Annotated in this window: 9 protein-coding genes; 6 read left to right on the top strand and 3 right to left on the bottom strand. The window is 34.4% G+C overall.

Translation table 11 applies throughout. The features are described from left to right. The first annotated feature begins 23 nt into the window (after positions 1-23). Together H8S00_RS00715 and H8S00_RS00710 are read left to right on the top strand one after the other, a co-directional pair. Positions 24-830 (top strand): DUF4866 domain-containing protein, encoded by an 807-nt coding sequence (locus tag H8S00_RS00715; protein WP_118589177.1) that lies wholly within the window; start codon positions 24-26, stop codon positions 828-830. Positions 831-839: 9 nt separating this feature from the next. After that, positions 840-1,505 (top strand): YoaK family protein, encoded by a 666-nt coding sequence (locus tag H8S00_RS00710; protein ID WP_021953647.1) that lies wholly within the window; start codon positions 840-842, stop codon positions 1,503-1,505. A gap of 8 nt (positions 1,506-1,513) precedes the next feature. Here H8S00_RS00710 and H8S00_RS00705 read toward each other — a convergent pair whose 3' ends face one another. Next, the gene (locus H8S00_RS00705; RefSeq protein WP_118589176.1) at positions 1,514-2,842 is read right to left on the bottom strand and encodes a threonine/serine exporter family protein; all 1,329 of its coding nucleotides are present in this window, start codon (positions 2,840-2,842) and stop codon (positions 1,514-1,516) included. 220 nt (positions 2,843-3,062) lie between these two features. Between H8S00_RS00705 and H8S00_RS00700 the strand changes: the two genes are divergently transcribed. Beyond that, on the top strand, positions 3,063-4,361 hold the full coding sequence (locus tag H8S00_RS00700) for a hypothetical protein (protein ID WP_118589175.1): 1,299 nt from the start codon (positions 3,063-3,065) through the stop codon (positions 4,359-4,361). After that, a complete protein-coding gene (locus H8S00_RS00695; protein ID WP_118589174.1) occupies positions 4,327-5,271 on the top strand; it encodes a glycosyltransferase family 2 protein in 945 nt (314 codons plus the stop codon). Before H8S00_RS00700 ends, H8S00_RS00695 begins: the two co-directional genes overlap by 35 nt. A 27-nt stretch (positions 5,272-5,298) precedes the next feature. Here the strand turns inward: H8S00_RS00695 and H8S00_RS00690 are convergent, their stop codons facing one another. After that, the gene (locus H8S00_RS00690) at positions 5,299-6,336 is read right to left on the bottom strand and encodes a sensor histidine kinase (protein WP_186839791.1); all 1,038 of its coding nucleotides are present in this window, start codon (positions 6,334-6,336) and stop codon (positions 5,299-5,301) included. A 290-nt stretch (positions 6,337-6,626) separates the two neighbouring features. Then, entirely contained in the window at positions 6,627-7,349 is a 723-nt protein-coding gene (locus H8S00_RS00685; RefSeq protein ID WP_021953651.1) for a LytR/AlgR family response regulator transcription factor, read from the bottom strand. A 238-nt stretch (positions 7,350-7,587) separates the two neighbouring features. Here H8S00_RS00685 and H8S00_RS00680 point away from each other — a divergent pair, with 238 nt between their 5' ends. After that, positions 7,588-12,720, top strand: a complete 5,133-nt coding sequence (locus tag H8S00_RS00680; protein ID WP_118589171.1) for an Ig-like domain-containing protein — start codon at positions 7,588-7,590, stop codon at positions 12,718-12,720. A 156-nt stretch (positions 12,721-12,876) separates the two neighbouring features. Next, positions 12,877-14,283: an amidophosphoribosyltransferase gene (locus tag H8S00_RS00675; protein WP_118589170.1), complete on the top strand. Its 1,407-nt coding sequence runs from the start codon at positions 12,877-12,879 to the stop codon at positions 14,281-14,283. Positions 14,284-14,392 lie beyond the last annotated feature (109 nt).

Raw genomic sequence — 14,392 nt, 5'->3', positions numbered from 1 at the left:
ATAATATTTAAGGAGGAATTTATATGTCTACGAAAATTTCAAAAATACCAAGAGAAGAGGCAGTGGAAGCTATTTTTTCAAAAATTATTCAATCACCTGTTGCCTGTGAACGGTTAAGTGAGACTTTTTATGAGCACCTAAATGATGATCATTTAGTGGTGGATTCAAATTCGGAACGCTTTGCAAAAATACTATTTTCAGCATATGAAACTCAGGATATAAGTGCTTTGCTTTTAGAGGTATGCCAAAAAAGTATGTTTGATTTGTTAAGAGAGGCATATCTTATTCCGAAAAGATTTTATGGAAAAAATGGGAGAAATCCAATACTTCTTTCTGATGTGGAGGGAAAATTGTTAAAGGATATTAAAGAACCTGTGTCACATCACGAATATACTAAATTTAAGGAAATATTTGAAAATCATGTATGTGCACCAAGGTCTAAATTGTATTTAGCAGACGGGTTTGACATAGCAAGATATTACACTAAGGATATGGAAATTGAAGAAAAATTAGAAAACAGACGTCGTGGAATAATGATATTGTATGCGCTTCCGGATACGGTAAAATTGGGAATGACGGAGGCACAGGCATATGCAATTATATGGGATACTTTTAGAATGATTCAAAGTGTAGCTCCTTCTGCAATGGTTTATTATGGACAGGAAACAGGGAAGAAAAATCAAAAGAAGTTTGATGAAATAGGAATTTTACTTCCGATACATCAGTTTGAGAAAAGAATGTTACATCATTTAGAGGAAATTGACGGAATAGTTTTATCATGCAGAGAAAAAATGATGGAAGAAGCCGGCGAGGACAGCCTTGAATTGTAGGAGGATAGAATGAAACAAACAAAGCAGATGTCTGAATCCATAAGACTTGGAATGCTTTTGGCAATTTCAGGAGGATTTATGGATGCATATTCATATATTGAGCGTGGACACGTTTTTGCAAATGCCCAGACAGGTAATATTTTATTATTTGGAGTAAATTTGTCAGAGGGAAATTTTAAAATGGCAATACATTACTTTCTGCCGGTACTGGCATTTGCACTGGGAATTGCGTTAGCAGAAATAGTACATACTAAGGAATTGGAAATTTTGCATTGGAGGCAGGCGGCAGTTCTTATTGAAGCAGTGATGCTTGTGGGAGTCAGCTTTTTCCCATTATCTTTAAACCTGTTGGCAAATTCCTTGACATCCTTTGCCTGTGGCATACAGGTAGAAAGCTTTAGAAAGATACGTGGAAATGGTATAGCAACAACTATGTGTATTGGAAATTTGAGAAGTGGTACGCAGAATTTATGCAATTACTTCCATAATAAAGACATTGAATATTTTAAAAGCTCATTGCTTTATTATGGTATAATTGCATGCTTTGTAATAGGTGCGATAATTGGAAATTTATTTATTCACATATTGCAGGAAAAAGCAATTTTATGTTGTTCCGCACTGTTATTCTTTGTATTCTTTTTAATGTTTATTGACTTTGAAAGAGAAAAACTATAGTCAAAATATCAGGTGCAGTATCTAAAGGATTTGTCTGTGATAATTCTTGCAAAAATCAGTCCAAGAGGAAGTGCCAGAATAATAAGCATTGCTGATGCAAACCAGGAGGCTGAGGTTGTAAGGGACATAGCACCTAAATTGTATACTGCACGGTAAAGGTAAAGTCCCGGTACCATAATTACTATGGAAGGAACAGTGATTGCTATGCGGGGATATCCCAAACTATTTTTTAAGAGAGACGCAAGTACTCCGGCGGTCAATGCACCGATAAATGCGGCGGCTGCCGGTGGAAATGCCGCAAGATCAACCAGTTCAAGTCTTAATGTATTGGCAATGGCACCTATTACGGCTGCTGATGCTGCTAAAGGAATAGGACTGTTAAACATTATTGAAAAACCAAATACTCCTCCGAAGCTTGCTAGTAATCTTAGAAGCAGTAGTGCCGTTGCACTAAGGGAAAGTTCAGGAAAATTAAGAGGCTTCAGATTTAATATAAGAGCCATTATCCACGCTGTTATTGTTGCCACAACAATTATAACAATGGCATAGGCAAGTCGCTCAAGGCCTGAACGCATATCTAACTTTGACAAGTCAATACCACTGGTTATAAAAGGAAATCCTGGAATTATAAATAACATCGAGCATATATAACCCGCCTCGTGTTGAGGTGAAATGGCAAAAAATACTTCGGCAAATTTGAGTATTCCGGCATATACAAGGCATGCTAATGTTATAGATGAAACAATACATAAAAAAAGTGTAAAGTGATGCTCTGATAACTTACATCTCAAATAATTTCCCATTCCTGCTCCTAAAAAAGCACAAATCATTTCAAAGGGTCCACCACCAAGAAGAAACGTAAATGCCCCACAGGCAAGTGCCGCAGCAAGTCCCAGGGCAACAGGTGAGTAAAGACCATGTATATGTTCAATCTCATCAAGGTGGACATGAAGTTCCTCACCGGACATTTTAATACCTTCTGATGAAAAGTCATTTATAAAATGCTCTAAACGGTTAAGTTTGGATGTATTTACTCCTGTATTTGTAAGACAGAGAGACTGGGAAAAACAATTATCACCATCAAAACAGGTGTAGTCTATAGACATAAGACCAATGTTGGCGGTGCATGTTATTCCCAGCTGTTCAGACAAAGTATTCATGGAACTTCTCACACGCCATGCTCCTGTTCCACAGGATAAAAGCATAAGACCGGTACGTCCGATTATTGATGCCTTTTCAACAAGACCGGCATTTGTAATAGGAATGTTTCCCAAACTGTCAGCATAGTCATGCCAATAAATATCCATATGATTTTTTTTAATATTATTTTGAACCATATTATCACTCCCTAAAATATTACTAACTAAAATATAGTATAATTTTGCTGAAAATAATGTCAAGGTTTGTATCGGAATAGGTAATAATATGTTAGAAAATTTTAATCCACAGGGAAAATTAATACGTAGATTTTCCAGGCTTATGCCAATTAGTGGTGTTGTATTTTGACATATAACGTGGTATATTGTGTGGAGGTATGTAAGCAAGGAAAAAAGTGATATGAATAATAAGAGAATGAATGAATTGAACATAAAAGGGAAGATTGCTCTAGTGGCCATATTATTGATTTTAAGTTGCCTTGTGGGATATATGCTGTTGGTTATGGCTTATGGTATTCCGACAGATTATATGAAAGGCAATATGTCTGAAAGTGCCGGGATAATCAAAACAGAGGGAAGATATTTTAGAACTATGAACCGGGAAAATTCCCAGCTGGATAATTATACAGATTCATTAATGCTTTTAACAGCATCTCATCCCACAACAGAGAATGCGTGGAAAGGGGCAATTAATGTATCGAGATACTATAGGAGTGATAAAAAACCGGATGAGGTATTAGTGGACAATTATCTGGGAAAGGGAAAAGGTTATAGTGAGGTCCAATATTCAAGATATTGGCATGGATACCTTGTTTTTTTAAAACCTTTAATAGCTTTATTTGATTATGGTACAATCAGATATCTGTTAATGTTTCTACAAATAGGTTTATTTGCATTATTAGTATCAAAATCTTCGACTATAAATAAAAGACTTATATTCCCAATAATTTTTTTATGGATTTTTTTGAACCCTGTGTCAACAATGATGTCATTGCAGTTCGGTTCAGTGACTATAATAACATTTTGTGCAATGTTATTTATTTTATGTAAAAGCAGGAAATGGCAGGAGAATTTATTCCTATGGAATATTTTCTTTATGTTTGTAGGAATTATTACAAGTTATATGGATTTGCTTACTTTCCCATTGATAACCCTAGGCGTACCATTAACATTGTGGGTGTGTATGTATCAGAGGGATAAAGTTAAGGGCGATATTATGAATATTGTGGAAAAGTCGTTTTTTTGGGCTGTTGGATACGGCGGAATGTGGGCACTGAAATGGCTTCTTGGAAGCATAATAACAGGGCAAAACATAATACGAAATGCATTTGATACTATTGAGGTGAGAACATCCTCAAGTGCGGCTAAAGAGAAAATCAATTTTGTTAATGTATTATATAGAGAGTTTAAGGCTTCATATCAAATAGGGGTGGTTATAGCATTGATTATTTTAATTGTTATATTTGTTATAACATTATATAAAACAAGGCATATTAAGGTGAACAATATTATCCCATATGCCATAATGGCGTGTTATCCTATTGCATGGTATGTTCTTATTCAAAACCATTCATACATTCATTATTGGTTTGCATATCGTGAACTGGCAATATCTGTTTTTGCCGTATCACTATGTATTATGATGTTAATGAGGAAGGAAAATTATGGACAAGATTGCAGTTTTAATACCATGCTATAATGAAAGTAGTACAATAAGTAAGGTGGTAAAAGATTTTAAGAGGGTACTCCCGGAGGCTGTGGTATATGTATATGATAATAATTCTACAGATGGAACTGATAAAATAGCAGAAGAGGCCGGTGCCATAGTGCGTTATGAACATCGTCAGGGGAAAGGAAATGTTATAAGGAGAATGTTCCGTGAGGTAGATGCACAATGTTACATAATGACGGATGGGGATGATACATATCCGGCAGAATCAGCAGGAAAAATGGCGGACTTAGTGCTTAAAAAGAATGTTGATATGGTTGTAGGGGATCGTTTATCGTCTACATATTTTAAGGAGAATAAGAGACCTTTTCACAACATGGGAAATTCTCTCGTTAGAAAAAGTATAAATGTATTATTTAAAAATGATATTAAGGATATAATGACAGGACTTCGTGCCTTTAGTTTTGAGTTCGTAAAAACATTTCCCGTTTTATCAAAGGGATTTGAGATTGAAACGGAGATGAGTATACATGCCGTTGAAAAAAATATGTATGTTGAAAATGTAATTATAGATTATCGTGACAGGCCTGAGGGCAGCGAATCTAAATTAAATACATATTCAGACGGAATGAAAGTGTTGAAAACAATTGTAAAATTGTATAGAACATACAAACCCATGGGCTTTTTTGGTGCAATTGCAATATTATTATGCATCACTGCATTAATTAATTTTGTACCTGTTATGAAAATATATTTAGAAACAGGACTGGTTCCTAAGTTTCCAACATTAATTGTTTGTGGTTTTATGGTAGTGACAGCTGTTCAGTCATTTTTTGCAGGTCTTATGCTACAAACAATGATGCAGAAAAACAGGCAGGATTTTGAGATGGAACTGCAAAGGGTTTATGAACAGAAAAAACGTTTGCTTGAAGATAAATGAATTTAGGTTACATATGTTTAAAAAGAATTATAGAAGTTGCAGCATAACAGAAATGTAGAATACGTTGTTGTGCTGCTCTATTTTTAATACTCCGTTATATCTCTCGATAATTCCGGCAACTGATTCAAGACCGATACCAACCCCTTCATGTTTAGTGGAGTAGTAGGAGCCACTTTTATCTTTTCTAATTGCATTACTATATGTATTATCTATTGTAAATAGAAGAACATTATTTTGAACTTTTCCCTTTATTATTATATTTTTAGGCATGTCAGGTTTGGAAATGCACGCATACACTGCGTTTTCTATGAGATTTCCCACAACAACAGTAAGGTCAACATCCTCCACAGGTATGGAAGCGGGAATGTTTACATCTGCTTCAAAATCAATGTTATTGTCCTTGGCAATGCCATAAAAATGAGATATTAAAACATTAATTACTGTATTTTCACAGAAGCTCATAGGAGTATCATCAGGCAAAACATTTAAGAAAGATTCAAGATATTCCTTTAAATGAGGGTAATCATCCTGCTCTATATAACTTCTTATAACCGTTGAGTAATGTCTTAAATCGTGTCTTGCTCTTCTGGTTTCACTGATTTTATTTTGAAGATTAACAAATTGAAGCTGTTCCATTTTTAAACTGTGATTAGCATTTTCAAGTTGCATATTTTTATTATTTTCAGATAGCATACGGGCAATTATGTAATAAATCAAAAAGGCACCTAAATTAATTAAAAAAGAAATTATATTATTTTTAGGGTTAAGAGCCAACTTTAAACTTGATAAAGTAGAATTAAAGTATATATTGTAATACCAGATTAAATAAAAGGTGGATGGAACAAGCCATAAATAATGCCATATGTAATCCTGATTTCTAAGTAAAAGTACTGGTCTTAAAATCCTGTTTATAAAAAGGGATACTGCCGATAAAACCACTAATTGGGTAAATAATGTGGTTACACAGAAAGTCCACCTGTAAATGTCAGAAGCCATATCTGGAAATAGTAGTCCCTCTATACATTTTGAAAGGGAAACTATGAAATTTGAAATATTTGAAAGCATTAAAAGAACAAATAAGGACTTGCCAAATTTTGCCTTTACACAAAGAAAATAGAAAAATATGTAAAGAAAGGTACTCACTAAAGAAATCAAAGAAATGGCATTATCTGAGCCATATCCTGCACATAGTCCTAAAATTATCTGAATAAATGACGCTAAAAGAATAAGCAGGGCTGTATTTTTTTTGGAAAATCTAAAGGAATCCCTAAATGGATACAACGCTACGGTAACATAGGGTAAAAAATTTAATAATGAATAAACTATTAATTCTTCAGTAGAAAAGCCCTGTGACATTATTTTAACATATCCTTTCTTAATTTTTGAAATAGAAAATCAGAGTATATGGTGTTTATATCCTTAATATTTCTACGGCTTATGGGAAGAGTCTCACCATTTGACATAGAAAAGGAATTGTCGGTTTTAGATTCAACTTCATAAAGATTTACAATAACACCCTTGAAACAATTAACTATATAAGAGTAGTTACATATCATTTCTTCCCATTGATGCTGTGACATGCGAAAGCACGGGTTATTACCATCCTTTTGATAGATAATAATTTTATGGTTTTCGTATTCAGTATATATAATATTTCTTGGATATATTTTAATACCTCCGGGAAGGGTTATAAACTGTGACAATTCAAAATCAAAGGAGCTTAATTTATGTATAAGGTTTTGTATATTGCTGTCACTGAAGGGTTTGACAAGATAATAAAAAGCATCAACCTGATAACTTTCAGTGGCAAATTCATTACTGGTGGTGCAAAATACAATTTGAACATTTTTGTCTGTTTTTCTAAGCTCGAAAGCCACATCCACACCGGTAAGCTTGTCCATAAATATATCAAGAAAAACAATATCATATTTGTTAGTGGAAAATTCCGATAAAAAGCTTTCACCATTTAAATATATGTCATAGGAAGTAATGTTAAAAGAGTTATTGGAATACTTTGTAATCATTGAAATTAAGGTGTCCATATCCTGTCTGTTATTGTCTACAAATGCCGCTCTCAAATTTTTCTCCTTTTTTGTATGAAATAGGTTGAAAACCATGAATTATTATAACACATAAACCATAAAAGGTAAAAAACATAATAAACCACTTAAGTAAGAAATTAACCGCTTGAGTCAGATTCGTTGATATTTGTATTGAAATAAACAATAATTGTTAATAACATTAGCTAACTGTGCATATAAATAACGTGGAGCGTTAAAAGCACCGGAATGCTGAAAAAGATGAAAGGAGTTATATATGAAAAAAGGAACAAAGAAAATTGTGTCAGGCATAATTTCAATGGTTTTGGCAGTTGTCATGGTTGTGACAATGCTTCCTACAGGTTCATTTAGCGTAGCTGCAGATGATTTGGGTATTGATATCGAATTAAATAGCTACCAGATTAACGGAACTTCAGGTGAGCAGGGAACAATTAAGCCTGTAGTGAAATATGGAGCCACAGTAATAACACATATTGTAAGTGTATCATACACATCTACGGATAGTGATATTATAAGTGTGGATAGTGATGGCGCATACATATTAAAGAAGGAAGGAACAGCTGTTGTAAAGGTTGCTGCAGAATATGAGGTAGCAGGCGGAAGTTCAAGTGGTGTTATTACTTTGAATGGGACTCAGAGTGTTGCAGTAACTGTTAAGAAGCCTGCGGGTACATTAAATGTTACTCCTTCTAGTGGAGAACTTTTAGTAGGAGAATCATTAAAGATTTCACCTGTCGAAATTTGTGATGAAATGGATATGGCAACAGTTGTCAGAAGTTATTCAAGCAGTAGGGATGATGTTGCAACAGTGGATAATAACGGAACAGTTGCAGCAGTTGCTCCGGGAAAAGCAGTTATTACGGTTAAATCAGAGTTTCAGGATACTTATGGTAATTCACATATGTATACTAAAGATGTGGATATAACAGTTGCAAAGCCGGAAATAAGCTTAGTGGGAGGATTAGAACAGACAGTTGAAATAACTGAGGATAATCCAAATCCTGTAGTTACATTTAAGGCAAATACATCAAACACCAATGATACGGTAGTATATACATTAACACCAAATGATGCAACAAAAGCAGAGCTTGGTGAAAATAGCATTACATTCCATGAACCGGGCATGTATACTCTTACAGCTACACTTCCTACAGGTAATGTAAGTGCAAGTATTATTTACAAGGTAGTTAAAGTAGAAAAGCAGACACCTAAGCCGACTATATCTTCAAGTGTAAAAGAAGTTGATATTAATTTAAGTGAAACAGATTCATTTAACTTAAAGTCAATTCTTACGTCTTCTGAACCGGTAATTACTTATGATATTTCCAGTCCTAAAGCACAAATTGCAAATGATATAATAAGCTTCAGTGAAGTGGGATATTATACAGTCAAGGCAAGTGTAAGCAACACTGCAGGAAGTGCAAATACAACTATAATTTTCCATGTAACAGATACTACAAAAAAAGACAGTGGAACAATTAGCATAAATGGAGCTGACGGCTTTTCTTTAAGTGAAGTTGGAGCAACAGTAAAAACTGAAGTTAGCGTAACAGAGTACAGTATTTCTGATGTATCATGGGAAAGTAATAATACAAAGGTGGCAGGTGTTACTAATGGAATTATTACTGCCAACGGAGAAGGAACAGCAATAATTACAGCAACTATTCCAAATGGTCAGTATGTAACATTTACTGTTAATGTTAAAGTTTCATCTTTAGAAATTGAATTAAATCAGCCGGTTTCATCAATTGAAGTTGTAAGCGGTGAATATTACAGTGAGAACTTAAAGAAGTATATTTCATTTAAAAATAATAATGGTGATGTAAATAAAGATTTAGCATGGCGTTCAAGTGATGAAAGCATTGTACAGGTTGTAGACGGATATGTATTAGGAAAAAATCCGGGAATTGCTGTTGTTATAGCTTACACAGCAGACGGATATTCTGTGTCTTTCCCGGTAACTGTAATAGGAAAACCTGAGCTTTCTGCCAGTGTAACGGAATATACTGTTGACATGAAGGATGTTAATGCCATAGCAGGTTTTGGAATTGACTTATCATCAGTAATTAGCCTTAAAAATTCCAACGAAGTAATTACATATGAAACATCAAACAATACAATATTAGATGTAAATAACTCAGGATTTGTTACATTTAAGAATGTTGGAATTGCTTATGTTACTGCAAAAGCAGGAAATGAGAAGATTACGTTTACATTCCATGTCATTGATACAACAGTACCGGAACCTATCAGAATAGTGTATACCACAAATGCTGAAAAGAGTTTTGATATGGTATTGGGACAGGAACCAAAGGATCTTATTCCAAGTATTTCATTAGTTCAGGATGGGGTTTTAAGTGCACCGGAGGTTAATTCGGAAAATGTAAAATGGTCATCTGATAATGAAAAAGTGGCAACAGTAGTAAATGGTATGGTAACCCCTGTAAGCGGAGGAAAGGCTGTTATAACTGCTACTACAAAGGACGGATATTTTGTTACATTTTCCGTTAATGTTTTAGTTAAACCTACTGTAGCATTTGGATTTAATAAGGCAGAAGTTGTGGAAGGAACAGCAGTAGATGTGGCGGTTAAAATTGCTCCTGAGTATGCAAATGTAACATATGAAGTAGAATTAGACGGCCAAACAGCTGATACTTCAACATATATGCTTGCTGAAAATGGTGACAGCATAACCTTTACACCGCTCGTAAACGGTAATTTTATAGTAAAGGCAAGAGTTACAGCTGATGGAACATCATTTTCTAAAACAGCTGAATTATCAGTGAAATCATTAAAGGATGTAGATAGCATAACCTTTACGGAAAATAATAAGATTCTATATACAGGAGATTCTTTTGATTTATCTTCATTAGTATTATGGAATGGAGGAACGTCTGAACCTTATAATACGGACATTACATGGACTAGTGCCAATGAAGAGGTTGTTTCTGTGGATAAAGCAGGAATAATAAAAGCTAAAAAAGCAGGAATGACAGTTATTTATGCTCAAAGCTATAATAACAAACGTGCTAAGATTACCATAGAAGTATTACAGCAGTTAGAAAATATCATTCTTTCTAAAGACAGTATTTCCCTGTGGGAAGGAGAAAGCGATGATATTGAGATAACTCCGGTACCCGCAGATGCAGATTATGAAAAGGTTGAGTATTCATCAGAGGATGATAGCATTGCCACAGTGGATGCAAGTGGTGAGATTAAAGCTATTTCAGGCGGAAAGACAAATGTGGTTGTAACTGCAAAATATACAGATAAAAATGGAAATCAGGCAACTATAGTAAGAAAAGTAAAAGTATTGGTAAAAGCAAGTGTAAAATCAGTTGAAATAAGAACTGTAAGTACAGACTCACCGGATACAATTTACTCAAAGAAAATAGGTGATAAAGTTCAGTTAAAAGCTGTTATTACTCCTGTAAATGCATATGACAAAAAGGTTTTATGGAGTGCAGAGGATGACGGTATTGCTACAGTAGACGCAAATGGAATTGTGACTACAAAGGGCAAAGGAACAACTTATATCTATGCAAAGTGCACAAGCGACGGATATGGTATGGATGGAAATGGTACACCGGCAGTAGGTATGATTAAAATCATAGTTGGTGGAGATGAATATTCTCTTAACATTACACCGGAAAGAAGTATCGTATATCCTGGTGAACAGATTAAATTTGATGCAGATCTTCTACCGGAAAATGCTGTTGAAGGTAAGGTTACATGGTCAGCTGACAGTAGTGATATAAGCCTTGATTCAAAGGGATATGCTACGGTATCTCCTGACGCATCAGCAGGACTTATAACTGTAACTGCAACTATGAAATTAGTTGATGGAGATGAGTATAAGGCTGAAGCTTTGGTATACGTTAAAACACCGGTTAAGACCATTGAATTTGAAAAATCTTCTATGAACTTGTACATATATGAAGATGTAAACCTTTCACCGGTATTTAATGGAGGAACAACTGTACCATCAGATACAAATATTAATTGGAGTGTAAAGGACAGTAGCATATTATCAGTGGATAGTTATGGAAAAGTTTATGCAAAGAAACTTGGCTCTACATGGGTTTATGCTACAGCATATAATGGAAAGAGAGCAGAGATATTTATAAATGTAATAGCTGCTCCAAAGAGCATTAAACTTAGCAGACATGGTATCACATGTTACAGTGGAGAAAGGAAAAATATAAGTTATACATTTAATCCTGATTACACTACACAAAAGGCAGTAACATGGACGTCAACTAACAAAGATGTAGCATATTACGATACAGCATCAAAGAAAATAGTTGCTGTTAGTGGAGGAACATGTTACATAACTGTAACCGCCAATGATACACATTTTGGAAATGTAAGTGACAGGGTTAAGGTTGTGGTTAAGCAGAGAACAACAGGTATTGAGATTTCAAAATCAAAACTCACAAAGAAAGTGGGTAATATGTTTAAGCTTTCAGCAACAGTGAAACCGTCAAATGCTTATAATAAGGCTATATATTGGACCAGTTCAAATGTAGCAGTTGCATCTGTTGATGAATTTGGTATTGTAACATGTCATAAAAAAGGAAAGGCTACAATAACAGCACTTACAACAGATGGATATGGAGCAAAATGCAAACTTACTGTAAAGAAGGGAAAGACCAAGATTAAGTACGGTGTTACAAATGTTAATGGCTTGTATATCAGAAAATCTCCAAGTTTACAGGGAGTTCAGTTAGGACAGTATAACGCCGGAGTATCGGTTACAATTGTAGGAAAAGTTGGAGAATGGTATAAAATAAAATACAAATCAGGATATGCATATCTTAGAAGTGCATATGTTACGGTTTTAACTTCAACAGGCAGCAGTTATAAAGGAAATAAATCTAATGCAGTAGTATCATCAACTACCGGTATTTATACGGGAGTAGGAACAGGGTTTAATACTGAGGCTCCAAAGGGAACGAGAGTGTTGGTAGTAAACAAGGTTGGAAATTATTATAAGATAAAGTACGGTACTAATGCACTTGGAACAGGATATGTTGCAGTAAACAGTGTAAGTCTTGATAGTGGATTTAAGTACGGTATTGCTACACCTTCTAAAAAAATCACAAAGAAGAAGGTAAGTAGTACACCGAATGTAACATTATTTAGAACTGCAAGAGTTTCATGCAAAACGGCAATTTATTCAAATGCCAGAGGAACCGGAAGAAAGTTAGGTATTGTTTCAAGAAATACAAGACTTGTACTTAACAGTCAGAAAATTAATGGTTACTATCAGGTGGTATTTAGTAATGGGGTAATCGGATACGTAAAGGGTTCAAAAATAAAGAAACTTAAATCTTTAGTTAAAAGGAATGTAAATAAAACAAACACTTTTATAAGGTACAATAAATAATAGGGATTATTAAAAAGGAAGCTGTTGCTAAGGCGGGTTATGTACGTTTTGGCAGCAGCTTTTTTATCAAAAAACGGATATTCATTGAAATTAGTGGCAAAACAAGGTAAGATATAGAGGAGATTTTGTAAAAATACATATTTGAGGAGAGAAAAAATGGGTGGTTTTTTTGGTGTAGCATCTAAAGAAGATTGCGTATTTGATTTATTTTATGGTATTGATTACCATTCACATTTAGGAACAAGGCGTGGAGGAATGGCTGTATTAGGAGAAGACGGATTTGACCGTGCAATTCATAATATAGAAAATTCTCCTTTTAGAACAAAGTTTGATAAAGATGTACAGAAAATGAAGGGTACATATGGAATAGGTTGTATTTCTGATTATGAGTCACAGCCATTAATAATACGTTCTATTCATGGAACTTATGCTCTTACAACAGTTAGCAAGATTAACAATGTTGACGAACTTATAAAGGATTTATTTAAAAACGGGCATACTCATTTTCAGGAAATGAGCGGAGGGGACATTAATGCCACAGAACTTGTAGCCACACTTATTGACCAGAAAGATAATTTAATTGATGGAATTAATTATGCCTTAGAAAAAATTGACGGTTCCCTGTCACTTCTTTTAATGAATGAGGCAGGTATATATGCTGCAAGGGATAAAATGGGACGTACACCTATTGCCATAGGAAGAAAAGAAGATGCTTTTTGTGCTGCTTTTGAAAACTTTTCTTATAAGAATCTTGGATATTCAGATTATAAGGAATTAACACCGGGAGAAATTATTGTTATGACTCCAAAGAATTGTGTTACATTATATAAGCCTGATAATGACATGAAGATATGTACATTTTTATGGGTTTATTATGGATATCCGGCAAGTTCATATGAAGGAATCAGTGTTGAAAAAATGCGTTATAACTGTGGCGAAAAAATGGCAAAGCGTGATAATGTTCACCCTGATATTGTTGCAGGAGTTCCGGATTCAGGAATAGCCCATGCTGTAGGGTATGCCAATGAATCAGGAATACCTTTTTCAAGACCGTTTATTAAGTATACACCTACATGGCCCCGTTCTTTTATGCCTACAATGCAAAGCAAGAGGGATATGATAGCTAAAATGAAACTTTTGGCAGTAGAGGATTTAATTAAAGATAAGAGTCTTTTGCTAATAGATGATTCAATAGTACGTGGAACACAGCTAAGGGAAACAACGGAGTTTTTATATCAGAGTGGTGCTAAGGAGGTACACATAAGACCGGCATGTCCTCCATTATTATATGGATGTAAATACCTTAACTTTTCCCGTTCCCGTTCTGATATGGACTTAATTACAAGGCGTGTAATAGAAAGATTAGAAAATGGAAAGGTAACGGAAGAAGTATTGCAGGAGTACGCTGATCCTGAATCTGAGAAATACGAAAACATGGTTGAAGAAATCAGAAAAGAATTGAATTTTACATCTCTTAGATTTAACAGATTAGATGATATGCTTGATTCAGTAGGAATTGATAAAAGTAAATTATGTACTTTCTGTTGGGATGGAAAGGAATAAAAAGCAATTATAAGTATAGGCTATTGCATTAAAGAAGAAATGCAGTAGCCTTTTTTTGTTATTAGTATCTGAATTTTAGAAAGTATTTATTGAAAACAACAATTTAAGT

Origin of the sequence: Eubacterium segne, assembly GCF_014287775.1 — a bacterium.
Classification (GTDB): Bacteria; Bacillota; Clostridia; order Lachnospirales; family Lachnospiraceae; genus Eubacterium_G; species Eubacterium_G segne.
Note: the sequence above shows the minus strand (reverse complement) of the source record. Positions and strands in the feature narration are given on the sequence as shown.

Coding starts and splice junctions, on each gene's coding strand:
- H8S00_RS00690 (WP_186839791.1), bottom strand. CDS start 6,336: ATGCTTTCAAATATTTCAAATTTCATAGTTTCCCTTTCAAAATGTATA.
- H8S00_RS00695 (WP_118589174.1), top strand. CDS start 4,327: ATGGACAAGATTGCAGTTTTAATACCATGCTATAATGAAAGTAGTACA.
- H8S00_RS00705 (WP_118589176.1), bottom strand. CDS start 2,842: ATGGTTCAAAATAATATTAAAAAAAATCATATGGATATTTATTGGCAT.
- H8S00_RS00675 (WP_118589170.1), top strand. CDS start 12,877: ATGGGTGGTTTTTTTGGTGTAGCATCTAAAGAAGATTGCGTATTTGAT.
- H8S00_RS00700 (WP_118589175.1), top strand. CDS start 3,063: ATGAATAATAAGAGAATGAATGAATTGAACATAAAAGGGAAGATTGCT.
- H8S00_RS00715 (WP_118589177.1), top strand. CDS start 24: ATGTCTACGAAAATTTCAAAAATACCAAGAGAAGAGGCAGTGGAAGCT.
- H8S00_RS00710 (WP_021953647.1), top strand. CDS start 840: ATGAAACAAACAAAGCAGATGTCTGAATCCATAAGACTTGGAATGCTT.
- H8S00_RS00680 (WP_118589171.1), top strand. CDS start 7,588: ATGAAAAAAGGAACAAAGAAAATTGTGTCAGGCATAATTTCAATGGTT.